Annotated in this window: 10 protein-coding genes; 8 read left to right on the top strand and 2 right to left on the bottom strand. The window is 69.7% G+C overall.

Annotated elements, in window-relative coordinates:
- Positions 1–100: 100 nt before the first annotated feature.
- Both fliJ and fliI read right to left on the bottom strand, forming a co-directional pair.
- Complete coding sequence (gene fliJ / locus ABIE65_RS13310; RefSeq protein WP_354078268.1) at positions 101–514, bottom strand: flagellar export protein FliJ; 414 nt, start codon at positions 512–514, stop codon at positions 101–103.
- Positions 511–1,854: a flagellar protein export ATPase FliI gene (gene fliI / locus ABIE65_RS13305; protein ID WP_354078267.1), complete on the bottom strand. Its 1,344-nt coding sequence runs from the start codon at positions 1,852–1,854 to the stop codon at positions 511–513. The genes fliJ and fliI overlap by 4 nt, the downstream gene beginning before the upstream one ends.
- A 238-nt stretch (positions 1,855–2,092) precedes the next feature.
- On the opposite strand from fliI, the gene ctrA reads away from it, so the two are divergent.
- The 8 genes from ctrA (at position 2,093) to ABIE65_RS13265 (ending at position 14,769) form a co-directional block, all read left to right on the top strand.
- Positions 2,093–2,830: a response regulator transcription factor CtrA gene (gene ctrA / locus ABIE65_RS13300; RefSeq protein WP_354078266.1), complete on the top strand. Its 738-nt coding sequence runs from the start codon at positions 2,093–2,095 to the stop codon at positions 2,828–2,830.
- A 305-nt stretch (positions 2,831–3,135) separates the two neighbouring features.
- Positions 3,136–4,764: an ABC transporter substrate-binding protein gene (locus ABIE65_RS13295; protein WP_354078265.1), complete on the top strand. Its 1,629-nt coding sequence runs from the start codon at positions 3,136–3,138 to the stop codon at positions 4,762–4,764.
- Between the two features lie 10 nt (positions 4,765–4,774).
- Positions 4,775–5,803 carry an ABC transporter permease gene (locus ABIE65_RS13290; protein WP_354078264.1) on the top strand — a complete coding sequence of 343 codons (1,029 nt, stop codon included), beginning with the start codon at positions 4,775–4,777 and terminating at the stop codon, positions 5,801–5,803.
- Positions 5,800–6,753, top strand: a complete 954-nt coding sequence (locus tag ABIE65_RS13285) for an ABC transporter permease (RefSeq protein ID WP_354078263.1) — start codon at positions 5,800–5,802, stop codon at positions 6,751–6,753. The genes ABIE65_RS13290 and ABIE65_RS13285 overlap by 4 nt, the downstream gene beginning before the upstream one ends.
- 3 nt (positions 6,754–6,756) lie before the next feature.
- Positions 6,757–8,457 (top strand): dipeptide ABC transporter ATP-binding protein, encoded by a 1,701-nt coding sequence (locus tag ABIE65_RS13280; RefSeq protein WP_354078262.1) that lies wholly within the window; start codon positions 6,757–6,759, stop codon positions 8,455–8,457.
- Between the two features lie 46 nt (positions 8,458–8,503).
- On the top strand, positions 8,504–10,258 hold the full coding sequence (gene atzF, locus ABIE65_RS13275; protein WP_354078260.1) for an allophanate hydrolase: 1,755 nt from the start codon (positions 8,504–8,506) through the stop codon (positions 10,256–10,258).
- Between the two features lie 103 nt (positions 10,259–10,361).
- Positions 10,362–11,327 carry a TIGR03557 family F420-dependent LLM class oxidoreductase gene (locus tag ABIE65_RS13270; RefSeq protein ID WP_354078259.1) on the top strand — a complete coding sequence of 322 codons (966 nt, stop codon included), beginning with the start codon at positions 10,362–10,364 and terminating at the stop codon, positions 11,325–11,327.
- A 97-nt stretch (positions 11,328–11,424) separates the two neighbouring features.
- A complete protein-coding gene (locus ABIE65_RS13265) occupies positions 11,425–14,769 on the top strand; it encodes a transglutaminase family protein (RefSeq protein WP_354078258.1) in 3,345 nt (1,114 codons plus the stop codon).
- Positions 14,770–14,810 lie beyond the last annotated feature (41 nt).

Genomic DNA, 14,810 nt, shown 5'->3' with positions numbered 1-14,810 from the left:
TTCGTTCCCGTGGAAAACATGGCGCGCGCGGAGATCCGTATCAAGGCGGTACGGAATGCGGCGACCGCGGTCGGGCCGAACAGGCGTCGGCAGTGCGGATCTACTGCGACGTCGGCCGGTGCCGTGCGGCGGCGATCTCGTCCAGCGTGAACTGCTCGCGCCGCGCCGCGCCGGCACGCTCACGGGCCCGCCGCGACTCCTGGACCAGTTCGAACTTCTTCAACTCCTGGAAGGCCTCCGCCACAAGATCGCGAGCCTGGGCGAGTTCGGCGCCCAGGGTCTCGAGCGTCTCGGCCAGCTTCCGACGGCGCTCGCGGACGCCCGCGGCATAGGCGGCGAAACCGTTGCCGGGCCCGGCCTGATCGGCGAGCTTGCCTTCGGTCTCGATGTTGCCGTCCAGGCTCCGGATCCGGGCCTGAGTCCGCTCGATCGAGGCCTCCAGCTCCGCCACATGGCGGCGGCTCTCGTCGAGCTGCCATTGGCGGACGCGGATGAGCGAATCGAGCCGCTTCATGATACCGCCATGCCGAGGATCCGGGCGAGTTCGGCGTACCCGCCTTCGAGGTCGGTGCGCTCCCTCGGTGCCTGCTTCAGGAAGGCTTCCAGTGCCGGCTGGTAGCGGATCGCCTCGTCGGTAGCGGGATCGCTGCCGTGCCGGTACGCGCCGAGGCGGATCATCTCCGACATGTTCTCGTAGGCCGACATCAGGGCGCGGGCCCGCTGGACCAGGGCGTTCTCGGCGTCGCTGTTGCAGCCCGGCATGACCCGCGAGACGCTGCGCAGGATGTTGATCGCCGGGTAACGGCCGCGCTCGGCGATGCCGCGTTCGAGCACAATGTGACCGTCGAGGATGCCGCGCACCGCATCGGCGATCGGCTCGTTGTGATCGTCGCCCTCGACGAGGACGGTGAAGAGCCCGGTGATGCTGCCCCTGCCCGTCCCGGGCCCGGCACGCTCCAGCAGGCGCGGCAGTTCGGCGAAGACACTGGGCGTATAGCCCTTGGTCGCGGGCGGCTCGCCGACGGCGAGGCCGATCTCGCGCTGCGCCATGGCGAAGCGGGTGACGCTGTCCATCATGCAGAGCACGTCCTGACCGGCGTCGCGGAAATACTCGGCGATCGTCAGGGTGGTCTGCGCCGCCTGGCGGCGCATCAGCGGCACCTCGTCGCCCGTGGCGACCACCACCACACTGCGCGCCAGCCCCTCGGGGCCCAGGTTCTCGGTGACGAACTCCTGCACCTCGCGGCCGCGCTCGCCGATCAGGCCGATGACGTTGACGTCGGCGCTGGTGTAGCGCGCGAGCATCGACATCAGCATCGACTTGCCGACGCCCGAGCCGGCGAAGATGCCCATCCGCTGGCCGCGGCAGCAGGTGAGGAAGGTGTTCAGCGCACGCACGCCGAGATCGACCTTGCCGGCGACGCGCTGGCGCTCGTGCGCCGGCGGTGCGCTGCCCCGCAGACTGTAGGAGCGCGGACCGGCCAGAAGTGGCGGACCGCCGTCGAGCGGCCGGCCCATCGGGTCGATCACGCGCCCGAGCCAGGAGCTATCGGGATAGATGGCCGGCACGCCGGCGACCAATTCCGCCTTGGACCCGAGGCCGATGCCTTCGAGCGGGCCGAAGGGCATGACCAGCGCGCGGCCGTTGCGGAATCCGACGGCCTCGCAGGTGACCGTGCGGCGGTCGCGGGTGTGAATGTCGCAGCGTCCGCCGACGGACAGCGCGGATCCGAGGCCGCCGACCTCGACCATCATCCCGAGAATGCCGGTGACGCGGCCATAGAGATACTGTTCCGGCAGAAGGTCGATGTCGTGAAGGAGCCCGTCGAGCACGGCCGCGCTGGTTCCCTGCACCGATCAATTCCTCCGGGGGCGTTCGCCGATGGCATTTGGATAGGCCAACGCCGTTAACAGCGCGTAAAGGGCCGGGGACGGTGTGCAGCGAGGGAAAGGGTGGCCGCGTGCGAATTGCGGCGTCAATGTGGCGAACAGGTCTGGACATCCCGGCCCGCCGCATTAACCTTTCCTTAGGTGATCTCGGGGACCATCGTTAACGCAACGTAATCAGACGTCGGCACAGGGGCAGATATCGATGCGCGTTCTGATCGTCGAGGACGACACGGCCACCGCCAAGAGCATCGAGACGATTCTCAAGGCCGAAGGTTTCATAGCGGACACGACCGACCTCGGCGAAGACGGACTCGAGATCGGGAAGCTGTACGACTACGACCTGATCATCCTCGACCTGATGCTGCCGGACATCGACGGCTTCGAGGTTCTCCGGCGCCTGCGCTCGGCGCGCGTCGACACGCCGATCCTCATCCTCTCGGGCCTCGCGGAGCCGGACAGCAAGATCCGCGGCTTCGGCATCGGCGCGGACGATTATCTGACCAAGCCCTTCGACCGACGCGAACTCGTGGCGCGGACGCACGCCATCATCCGGCGCGCCCGCGGCCACTCGGAATCGGTTATTCGCACCGGCCGCCTGACGGTGAACCTCGACAGCCGCACGTCCCAGGTCGACGACCAGACCCTGCATCTGACCGGCAAGGAGTACGCGATCCTTGAGCTCCTCTCCCTGCGCAAGGGCACGACCCTGACCAAGGAGATGTTCCTGAACCACCTTTACGGTGGCATGGACGAGCCCGAGGTGAAGATCATCGACGTGTTCATCTGCAAGCTCCGCAAGAAGCTGATGGCCGCCACGAGCGGCGAGAACTACATCGAGACCGTCTGGGGCCGCGGCTACGTGCTGCGCGACCCGCAGCAGGCGGTCACCGGCGAACGCCCCACGGGCGGCCGGACGAAGCGCTCGGCGGCGGCCGCCTGAGCGCCGAGGCGACAACAGCCTCTACCATATAGCTTTGTCTGCAGCGGCGGCCGGGTTCCTTCGGCTGCCCGTTTAGCGCTGACTGCATCCGATCCGGCGACCCGACATCGCGCACGGGCCGGTGTGAAACTGGCGCGTTTTTGATCATACGTGCCGTCTGTGCGCATTTCCCCCTCCACCACCTCCACCTCCGGCAGCCAGCTTGGACCAGGAATCCCGCCGTTTCCTGCGCTTTGCCGCGCTCTGCCATGTTGGCACGCGAATTGTATACATGATTGTGTACAGACCGAGCCGGAGGCGGGGATATGGACATCAAGCGGCGGGATCTCTTCAAATTCGCGGGGACGGCGGCCATGGGTGCCGGGGTCCTGCCCTTTCTGAAAGTGCTGCCGGCTTCGGCGAAGGCGGGCGATACGATCGTCGTGGCCGTCGGGGGGTCGATCAACAGTCTGGACCTGCACCGGCCGGGCACCAACCGCCCCGGCTACTCCGCGAGTTGGATCATCTACGACCGCCTGCTGACCTTCGGCACGAAGACCCTGCCGGACGGCAGCCTGTCCTATGACTACGACACGCTGAAGGGCGAACTCGCCGAGAGCTGGACGGTCGCGCCCGACGGCATGAGCATCGACTTCAAGCTGAAGCCGAACGCGAAGTTCTGGGACGGCACGAAGGTGACCGCCGCCGACGTGAAGTGGTCGTTCGATCGCGCGCTGGCGCTGGGCGGCTTCCCGAAGACGCAGATGGGCGCCGGCGGCCTGCTCGATCCCGAACAGTTCGTCGCGGTCGACGACGCGACCTTCCGGGTGAACCTGAAATTCCCGTCGAAGCTGACCCTGCCCGACATCGCGGTCCCGATCCCGCTGATCATCAACAGCAAGCTGGCCCTGAAGCACGCGACCGAAAAGGACCCGTGGGCGGCCGAGTATCTGCACCGCAATCCGGCCGGCTCCGGCGCCTTCAAGGTCGACCGCTGGGACCAGGGGCAGCAGATCATCTATGTCCGCAACGACGACTGGGTCGGCGGCACCCTGCCCGGCGTGAAGCGCGTCGTCGTCCGGGAGATCCCGTCGCTGGCGACCCGGCGCGCGCTGATCGAGAAGGGCGACATCCACCTCGCCTTCGACATCCCGGCCAAGGACGCCAAGGAACTGTCGGGCAGCAAGTCCGTCGCCGTCACCGGCACGCCCATCGAGAACTGCCTGCACGTCCTGAACTGCAACCTGAACTTCGAGCCGTTCAAGGACAAGCGGGTCCGGCAGGCGGTTGCATGGGCCGTCCCCTATGCGGCGATCTTCGAGAACGCCGCCTATGGTCGTGGCAATCCGATGTGGGGCGGCAAGGAGGCTTCGCCGTCGACCATCGCCTGGCCGCAGCCCTTCCCCTACTCCACCGACTACGACAAGGCGAAGGACCTGCTGGCGCAGACCGACTTCAAGGACGGCTTCGAGGTGCCGCTCTCCTTCGACATCGGCACGGCGCAGTGGGGCGAGCCGACGGCCCTGCTGATCCAGGAGGGGCTGGCGAAAATCGGCATCAAGGCGACGATCGACAAGGTCCCCGGCGCCAACTGGCGGACGATCGCCCTGATCGAGAAGAAGCTGCCGCTGCACCTCGACAACTTCGGCGGCTGGCTGAACACGCCCGACTATTACTTCTACTGGGCGTACGTGAAGGGCAACCTGTTCAACTCGTCGAACTACGACGACGCCGAGATGAAGCAGCTGGTCGAGGACACGCTGCACGCCCAGGCGACCAATCCGGACTACGCGCCGAAGATCAAGCGCATGATCGAGAAGGCGTTCGAGGACGTGCCGCGCATCCCGCTGTGGCAGCCGTCGCTCGACGCGGCGATGAGCAGGCAGCTCACCGGCTACCAGTACTGGTTCCACCGGCAGCTGGACGTCCGCCAGCTCGGCCTCGGTTCCGCCTGAGGCCGGCGGCATGGCGAAACCGTCGAAGCTGGGCGTGGCGGGGCGCCGCCTGCTGCAGGCCGTGCCCGCCGTGTTCGGCATCATCGTCGTCACCTTCCTGCTGACCCGCGCCCTGCCCGGCGACCCGGCGGTCTATTTCGCCGGTCCGGCGGCGGACGCGGCGTCGATCCAGCAGGTGCGCGAGTCGCTCGGCCTGGACCGCAGCCTGCCGGTCCAGTTCATGGCCTATGTCGGCGACCTCGCCACGGGCGACCTCGGCCGCTCGCTGTCGACGGGACAGCCGGTGACGACCGACCTCGCCGCCAGGCTGCCCGCCTCGCTCGAACTCTCGCTCACAGCGCTGCTGCTGGCGCTGGTGGTGGCGGTGCCGCTGGGGATCCTCGCGGCGACGCGGCCGGACTCCTGGGTCGACCATGTCTGCCGCTTCGTGGTCACCGCGGGCGTGTCGCTGCCGACCTTCTTCACGGGCCTCGTACTGGTCTACGTCTTCTACTACCTGCTCGACTGGGCGCCTGCGCCGCTCGGGCGGCTCGATTTCATGTACGTGCCGCCGCCGCAGATCACCGGATTCTACGTCTTCGACGCCCTGGCCGACCTGGATCCCGAGACGGCGCTCGCGGCCTTCGGGCAGCTCGCCCTGCCCGCCATCACGCTGGCCCTCTTCACCCTGGCGCCGATCGCCCGCATGACCCGCGGCGCCATGATCCAGGCACTGGGCAGCGAGTTCGTGCGCACGGCCCGCGCCGCCGGCCTGTCCAGGCGGACGGTGCTGCTGACCTATGCCCTCCGCAACGCCCTGCTGCCGCTGGTGACGACGCTGGGCATGGTCTTCTCCTTCATGCTCGGCGCCAACGTGCTGGTCGAGAAGGTCTTCGCCTGGCCCGGCATCGGCTCCTACGCGATCGAGGCCCTGGTCGTGTCCGACTATGCCGCCGTCCAGGGCTTCGTGCTGACGATGGCGATCCTGTTCGTGGCGCTGAACCTGATCATCGACATCGCCTACACCCTCATCGACCCGCGCATGGGGATCGAAGCATGACGCTCGCCACGGACGAGACGCCGGTCCCGCCGGCCGGCATCGGCGCGCCCGCCGCCGCAGCCGCAGCCGCCGGCCCCGCCGCCATGGCGCGGCCCGTGGGCGGCGCGGGACGCTTCCTGCGGCACGCCCGGCACGTGCTCGTCTCCAATCCCGTCACGCTCTTCGCCTTCTCGCTGCTGCTGCTGTTCCTGCTGACGGCGCTGCTGGGGCCGGCGCTGGTGCCCTACGACCCGCTGGCGACGAACACCTCCAACGCCATGCGGCCGCCGTCCCTGGCGCATTGGTTCGGGACCGACCAGCTGGGCCGGGACGTGTTCAGCCGCGTGGTGGTGGCGACGCGGCTCGACCTGACGATCTCGGTCGCGGCGGTGCTGCTGTCCTTCGCCTTCGGTTCGACGCTGGGGGCGCTCGCCGGCTATTTCGGCGGCTGGATCGACAGAATCGTCGGCCGGGTGCTCGACACGATCATGGCCTTCCCGCTGTTCGTGCTGGCCATGGGCATCGTGGCCGCCGCCGGAAACACCATCGAGAACGTCGTCTACGCCACCGCGGTCATCAACCTGCCCTTCTACGCCCGCATGGCCAGAGCCGAGACGAACGTCCGGCGGAATGCCGGCTTCGTCCTGGCGGCGCGCCTCGGCGGCAACTCGGCGCTGCGCACGCTGGCGGTCCACATCTTCCCCAACTGCCTGCCGCCGATGATGGTCCAGGCGTCGCTGAACCTCGGCTGGGCGATCCTCAACGCCGCCGGCCTCTCCTTCATCGGCCTGGGCGTGCAGCCGCCGACGCCGGAGTGGGGGATCATGGTGGCCGAGGGCGCCAACTACATCGTCTCCGGCGAGTGGTGGCTGGCGATGTTCCCGGGCCTCGCCCTGATGCTGGCCGTCTTCACCTTCAACCTGCTCGGCGACGGCATGCGCGACCTCGTCGACCCGCAGCGGAGGACCTGAGCCATGGACGGCGACACGATCGCATCCCGGCCCCTCCTCGACATCCGCGACCTCACCGTCGAGTTCGCCACCCGCAACGGCACCGTCCAAGCTGTCCGCAAGGTCGACCTGACCGTCGCCAGAGGCGAGACCGTCGGCATCGTCGGCGAGTCGGGCTCGGGCAAGTCCGTCACCTCCTACGCCGTCATGCGCATCCTCGATCGCGCCGGCCGGATCGCCGCCGGCAGCGTCAGCTTCAGTGGCATCGACCTGCGTGCGGCGCGTGAGAAGGAGATGGCGGAGCTGCGCGGCCGGGAGATCTCGATGATCTTCCAGAACCCGCGCGCCGCGCTGAACCCCATCCGCGCCGTGGGACGGCAGATCGAGGACGTGCTGCTGGAGCATCTCCTCGCCACCCGGCGGAACGTGAAGGAAAAGGCGATCGAGGCGCTGCGCCTCGTGCGGATCGCCAATCCGGAGGAGCGCTATCACGCCTATCCGTTCGAACTGTCGGGCGGCATGTGCCAGCGCGTCGTCATCGCCATCGCGCTCGCCTGCCAGCCACGCCTGCTGATCGCCGACGAGCCGACCACGGGCCTGGACGTCACGACGCAGAAGGCGGTGATGGACCTGGTGGTCGAGCTGACGCGGGCGCGCGGCATGTCGACCATCCTGATCACCCACGACCTCGGCCTCGCCGCCGCCTATTGCGACCGCGTCACCGTCATGCAGCGCGGCGAGGTGATCGAGACGGCAGGGTCGCGCCAGATCTTTTCCGCCCCCGCCCACCCCTATACGCGCCAGCTGATGCGCGCCACGCCGCGGCCGGGCGCCACGGTGCGCGACCTGCTGCCGGAGGGGACGGCGGCACCCATGCCGCCCGCCATGCCGGCGGATGCCGCGGCACCGCTGCTGACCGTGCGCGACCTGGTGAAGGAATATGGCGGCGGCGAGACGGCCGGCTGGCTCGCCCGCTTCCGCAAGCCGGCGGAGGCGGAGAAGCCCTTCCGTGCCGTCGACGGGATCGGCTTCAGCGTCGGCCACGGCGAGAACGTCGCGCTGGTCGGCGAATCCGGCTGCGGCAAGTCGACGACCTCCAGCATGGTCATGCGCCTGCTGCAGCAGACCGCCGGCAGCATCGTCTTCGACGGCGTCGACATCGGCGCGGTTCCGGTCGGCGGCTTCGCGCGCCACCCCGCCCGCGCCAAGCTGCAGATGGTCTTCCAGGACCCGACGGACAGCCTGAACCCCGGCTTCAGCGCCTTCCGCTGCATCGCCGACCCGCTCCACCGCCTGGGCGGCGTGAAGAGCGCCGACGAGGCGCGGACCAAGGTCGAGGAACTGGCGCGCCTCGTCGGCCTGCCCGGCGACCTGCTCGACCGTTTCCCGCACCAGCTGTCGGGCGGCCAGAAGGCGCGGGTCGGCATCGCCCGCGCCGTGGCACTGCGCCCGAAACTGGTGGTGCTCGACGAGCCGACCGCCGCCCTGGACGTGTCGGTCCAGGCGCTCGTGCTCAACCTCCTCGTCGACCTGAAGGCCGAGCTCGGGATGAGCTACCTCTTCGTCAGCCACGACCTCCACGTCGTCCGCCTGCTCTGCGACCGGGTGGTCGTGATGCGCGGCGGCCGGATCGTCGAAGAGGGCCCGACCGAGCAGGTCATGCAGGCCCCTGCCCACGCCTACACGCGCGAGCTCCTCGCCGCCGTGCCGCATCCCCCCGTCTGACCCGATCCCGACCGACAGATCCCGTCCGACCAACCCGGTCCGAGCCATGAAACCGATCGACATGACCATCGCCGGCCTGCGCGCCGCCTATGCTGCCGGAACGACGCCGGATGCGGTGATCGACGCCGTCTTCCGGCGCCTCGCCGAGATCGACGATCCGGGGATCTTCATCGCGATGCTCTCGCGCGAGGCCGTGGCGGCATATGTCGCGCGGCTGGGACCGGCGGATTTCGAGGCGAAGCCGCTCTGGGGCGTGCCGTTCGCGATCAAGGACAATATCGACCTCGCCGGCCTCCCGACGACGGCCGCCTGCCCCGCCTTCGCCTACGCGCCGGCCGAGAGCGCCCACGCCGTGCGGCGGCTGATCGACGCCGGCGCCATTCCGATCGGCAAGACCAATCTCGACCAGTTCGCCACCGGCCTGGTCGGCGTCCGCACGCCCTGGTCGATCCCGCGCAACGCGGCCGACCCGGCGCTGGTACCGGGCGGCTCGTCCTCCGGATCGGCAGTGGCCGTGGCACACGGCATCGTCGCCTTCGCGCTGGGCACGGACACGGCCGGGTCCGGCCGCGTGCCGGCGGCGCTGAACGGCATCGTCGGACTGAAGCCGACCCTGGGCGCCGTCTCGACCCGCGGCGTCGTGCCCGCCTGCCGGACGCTCGACTGCGTCTCGGTCTTCGCGACGAGCGTCTCCGACGCGTGGACGGTCTACGAGGCCATGGCCGGCTTCGACGCGGCCGATCCCTATTCCCGGCGGATCACCGTGGGCCAGCCGGGCGCGCTGCCGCCCGTGCTGCGGGTCGGCGTGCCGATGCCGGGACAGCGCGAGTTCTTCGGCGACACCGCAGCCGCTGCGGTCTATGCCGCGCATCTGGAGGCGCTGTCGACGCACGCCACGCTGGTCGAGATCGACCTCGAGCCGTTCCTGCGCGCGGCGCGGCTTCTGTACGAGGGGCCCTGGGTGGCGGAGCGGTTCGTCGGGCTGCGGGGCTTCATGGCGGAGCATGCGGACGACATGCACCCGGTGACGCGCGCCATCACGCGAGGGGGCGAGGCTCCCTCCGCCGCCGACGCTTTCGCCGCGATGTACGAGCTGGCGGCGCTGCGGCGCGCGACCGAACGGACATGGGCCGCGGTCGATGCCCTGTGCGTGCCGTCCATCCCAGCCGTCTACACGGTCGAGGAGGTGCTGGCCGACCCCGTGGTGCTGAACAGCCGCCTCGGCATCTACACCAACTTCGTCAACCTGCTCGACCTCTGCGCCCTCGCCGTCCCCGGAACACCACGGAGCGACGGCCGCCCCGCCGGCGTCACCCTGATCGCGCCGGCCGGCCGGGACGGCCTGATCGCCGGCCTCGGTGCCGCGTTCACCGGGGCGGTGCTGCCGACCGCCGCTCCGGCCGACATGATCCCGCTGGTCGTCGTGGGCGCACACATGTCGGGGCTGCCGCTGAACAGCGAGCTCACCGACGCTGGCGGGGTCTTCCTGCGTGCCACGGAGACGGCGCCGCTCTATCGCCTGCACGCCCTGCCCGACTGCGCGCCGCCGCGGCCCGGCCTGCTGCGGGTCGGGGAGGCGACGGGGCGCGCCGTGCCGGTCGAGGTCTGGGCCCTGCCGGCGGAGAGCTTCGGCCGGCTGGTGGCGCGGATCCCGGCCCCGCTGTCGATCGGCACGATCCAGCTCGCCGACGGCAGCTGCGCCAAGGGCTTCCTGGCCGAGTCCGCCGGGTTGGCGGGTGCACAGGACATCACCGCGCTCGGTGGCTGGCGTGCCTTCGTCGCCGCGGAAACGGCGGCATAGCGGCCGCTCCGCACCCGCGGAACGATTTCTCCGGGACGCCTGTTGCGTGCCCATGCGGCGCCGCCCGGACCCGGGCACGCCGACCTCACATGGAGAAGCACGCATGCTGAAGCTCGGCTATAAGCTGATGTCGGAGGAACACGGGCCGGCGGAACTGGTCCGCAACGGCCGGCGCGCCGAGGCCGCCGGTTTCGATTTTGCGGCGATTTCGGATCATTTCTCGCCGTGGATCGAGGAACAGGGCCACGCGCCGATGGTCTGGCCGGTCCTCGGCGCGCTGGCACAGGCGACGGAGCGGCTGGGCCTGATGACGGCGGTGACCTGCCCGACCATGCGCTACCGTCCCGCCATCGTCGCTCAGTTCGCGGAGACCATGGCCCTGCTCAGCAAGGACCGCTTCACTCTGGGCCTAGGTGCCGGCGAACGCCTCAACGAGCACGTCACCGGCGAGGGCTGGCCCGGCCGGCGCGAGCGACAGGAACGCTTCGCCGAGGCGCTCGACATCATCCAGGGCCTGCTGGACGGAAGCCTGGAGAACTATCGCGGCGAACACTTCCGGCTCGATCACGCCCGCCTGTTCGACCGGCCGGAGCGGAAGCCGCCGGTGGCGGTCGCCGCGGGCGGCCCGCTGGCGGCGAAGCTGGCGGGCGAGAAGGGCGACGGGCTGGTGGCGACCGAGCCGTCCGCCGAACTGGTCGAGGCCTTCGGGGCCGCCGGCGGCAAGGGCCCTCGCTACGCCGAGGTGCCGCTGTGCTGTGCCGAACGCGAGGAGGATGCCCGCAAGACGGCGCACCGCTACTTCCGCTGGGCGCTCGGCGGCTGGGCGGTCCAGGCGGAGCTGCCGGACGTCGACGGCTTCGCGGCCGCCAGCGCCCAGGCGACCCCCGAAGCGGTGGCCGAGGTGGTGAGTTGCGGCCCGTCGGTGGAGCAGCACATCAAGTCGATCGACCGGTACATGAAGGCCGGGTTCGATCACATCGTCCTCGTCCAGGTCGGCCCCGATCAGGACTACTTCCTGGACCTGTTCGAGCGCGAACTGGCGCCGGCGCTGCGAAGCCGGAGCACCTAGGCGAAGGCCGCGTTTTTGCATCGCCGCGAAGTCGCGTAAGCTTGGGTATGACGGCCGCCGCAACGGCGGCCGTCGACGTGTTTTACGGGGGAAGGCCTTGAGCATCCACGTCGCTCTGCACCACAAGACGGAATACCGCTACGACCGCCTCGTGACGCTCGGCCCGCAGATCGTGCGGCTCCGGCCCGCTCCGCACGCGCGCACGCCGATCCAGAGCTATTCGCTGAAGATCGAGCCCGAGAACCACTTCATCAATTGGCAGCAGGATCCCCAGGGCAACTACCTGGCCCGGCTGGTCTTCCCCGAGCAGACCGACCGCTTCTCGGTCACCGTCGACCTGATCGCCGACATGGCGGTGATCAACCCGTTCGACTTCTTCCTGGAGCCGGAGGCCGAGCACTGGCCGTTCGCCTACGACCCGAGCCTGGACGAGGAGCTGGCGCCGTTCCGCAAGTGCCAGCCGGCCGGGCCGCTTCTCACGGAATTCCTGAAGACGGTGCCGCGCGAGCCGACGCCGACCGGCAACTTCCTGGTCGCGATCAACCAGCGCCTGCAGCAGGAGATCGGCTACGTCATCCGCATGGAGCCGGGCGTCCAGACGGTCGAGGAGACGCTGGAGAAGCGCCTCGGATCCTGCCGCGACACGGGCTGGGTGCTGGTGCAGATGCTGCGCCACCTGGGCTTCGCCGCACGCTTCGTCTCCGGCTACCTGATCCAGCTCGTCGCCGACCAGAAGCCGCTCGACGGCCCCGAGGGCACGACGGTGGACTTCACCGACCTGCACGCCTGGTGCGAGGTCTACCTGCCGGGCGCCGGCTGGATCGGGCTCGACCCGACCTCCGGCCTGCTGACGGGCGAAGGCCACATCCCGCTCGCCTGCACGCCCGAACCGCAGAGTGCCGCGCCGATCAGCGGCCTCGTCTCCAAGGCGGAAGCGACGTTCGGCTTCGACATGACCGTGACGCGCGTCGCCGAGACGCCGCGGGTCACCTGGCCCTACAGCGACGAGAAATGGGACGCGCTGGTCGAATTCGGCCGCAAGGTCGACGCCGACCTCGCGGGTTCCGGCATCCGCCTCACGATGGGCGGCGAGCCCACCTTCGTCGCCGCGGACGACCCCGACGGGGCGGAGTGGAACACCGACGCCCTCGGCCCGACCAAGCGCAGGATCGCCGGCCAGCTGCTGCGCCGGCTCGCGAACCGTTTCGGCTCCGGCTACATGCTCCATTACGGCCAGGGCAAGTGGTATCCGGGCGAACAGCTGCCCCGCTGGGCGCTGCGCTGCCTCTGGCGCCGCGACGGCGAACCGGTCTGGCAGAACCCCGACCTGCTCGCCGCCGACGAGGACGCCGATCCCGGCCTGGGGATCGAACAGGCCGAGGCCTTCGTCACGCGGCTCGCCGAACGGCTGCAGCTCGACCCGAGCTTCCGCATCGCCGGCTATGAGGACGCCTTCTACTATATGTGGAAGGAGCGCCGCCTGCCGGCCAACGTCGACCCGCTGAAGAGCGAACTGTCCGACCCGCTGGAGCGCGAACGGCTGGCCAAGGTGTTCGAGCGCGGCCTCGACCAGGTGGTGGGATACGCGCTGCCGATCCGCCGGGCCGGCGAGGACGGCGCGCGCTATTGGGAGACGGGGCGCTGGTTCCTGCGCGCCGAGCGGCTGTTCCTGCTGCCGGGCGATTCGCCGATGGGCCTGCGCCTGCCGCTCGATGCGCTGCCCTGGGTAGCGCCCGAGGACTACCCCTATCTGATCGAACCGGACCCGATGGCGCCGCGCGCCCCCCTGCCCTCACGCGCGGCCCTGGCGCAGCCGTCGGTGATGCCGGCGGTAACGGGGAGGGCGGCGGTTTCCGCCCGCGGCAGCGTCGGCCAGGCACGGCGCGAGCAGTCCTCCGACGGCTTCCCCGTTCCGGGCAAATCGGCCCCCGAGGTCGTCCGCACCGCGATGTGCGTTGAGCCGCGCAACGGCCTGCTGCACGTCTTCATGCCGCCGCTGGAGACGGCCGAGGACTATCTGGCGCTGGTCGCCGCGATCGAGGACGTCGCCGCCGAGCGCGGTCAGAAGGTGATGATCGAGGGCTACGGCATGCCCGACGATCCGCGCATCGCCGATTTCTCCGTGACACCCGATCCCGGCGTGATCGAGGTGAACATCCATCCGTCCGAGACCTGGGACGAGCTGGTCGACAAGACGGTCGCCGTCTACGAGGACGCCCGCGCGACGCGCCTCGTCACCGAGAAGTTCATGGTGGACGGCCGCCATGTCGGCACGGGCGGCGGCAACCACATGGTGCTCGGCGGCCCGACGCCGGAGGAATCGCCGTTCCTGACGCGGCCGGACCTGCTGCGCAGCCTCGTCGGCTACTGGCACAACCACCCCTCCCTCTCCTACCTCTTCTCCGGCCTGTTCATCGGCCCGACCAGCCAGCATCCGCGCGCCGACGAGGGCCGCGACGACGCGACCTATGAGCTGGAAATCGCCTTCAAGGCGCTCGACCGCGCCGAGACGACGCCGCCCTGGCTGGTCGACCGGATCTTCCGCGACGTGCTGATCGACGTGACCGGCAACACCCACCGGGCGGAGTTCTGCATCGACAAACTGTTCACGCCGGATTCGGCGAGCGGCCGGCGCGGTCTGGTCGAACTGCGCGCCTTCGAAATGCCGCCGCACGCGCGGATGAGCCTGGCGCAGCAGGTGCTGCTCCGGGCGCTCGTCTCCTGGTTCTGGCGCGAGCCCTATACCAAGCCGCTCGCCCGGTTCGGCACGCGCCTGCACGACGAGTTCATGCTGCCCTTCTTCGCCGGGCAGGATTTCGCCGACGTGCTCGACGACCTGAAACGGGCCGGCTACGGCTTCGATCCGGAATGGTTCGCCGCACATCACGAGTTCCGTTTCCCGAAGATCGGCGAGGTTGCCTATCGCGGGATCGAGATGGAACTGCGCACCGCGCTGGAGCCCTGGCACGTGCTCGGCGAGGACGGCGCGGCCGGCGGCACGGTCCGCTTCGTCGACAGCTCCGTGGAGCGGATGCAGGTGCGCCTCGACGGTTTCACCGACAGCCGGCACCGCCTCGTCTGCAACGGCCGGGTCGTCCCGCTGCGCTCGACCGGCACGCGCGGCGCTTATGTGGCCGGCGTACGCTACCGCGCGTGGCAGCCGCCGCGGTGCCTGCATCCGACCATCCCGGTCGACGCGCCGTTGGTGTTCGACATCTACGACACCTGGAACGAGCGCTCGATCGGCGGCTGCACCTATCAGGTGGCACACCCCGGCGGACGCAACTACGATGCGTTCCCGGTAAACGCGAACGAGGCGGAGGCGCGCCGCCGGGCCCGCTTCTTCGCCATCGGCCATACGCCCGGAACGACCGTCCCGCAGGAGCCGGGCGGTTCGGCGGAGCATCCGGTCACCTTCGATCTGCGCCGCTCCGCACCCTGAGCGGACAGCCGTCGCGCGTGAACTCGTTGCGGGCGGCAGCG

The organism is Constrictibacter sp. MBR-5 (assembly GCF_040549485.1).
Taxonomy (GTDB): domain Bacteria; phylum Pseudomonadota; class Alphaproteobacteria; order JAJUGE01; family JAJUGE01; genus Constrictibacter.
This window is presented reverse-complemented; position numbering and strand designations above follow the sequence as displayed.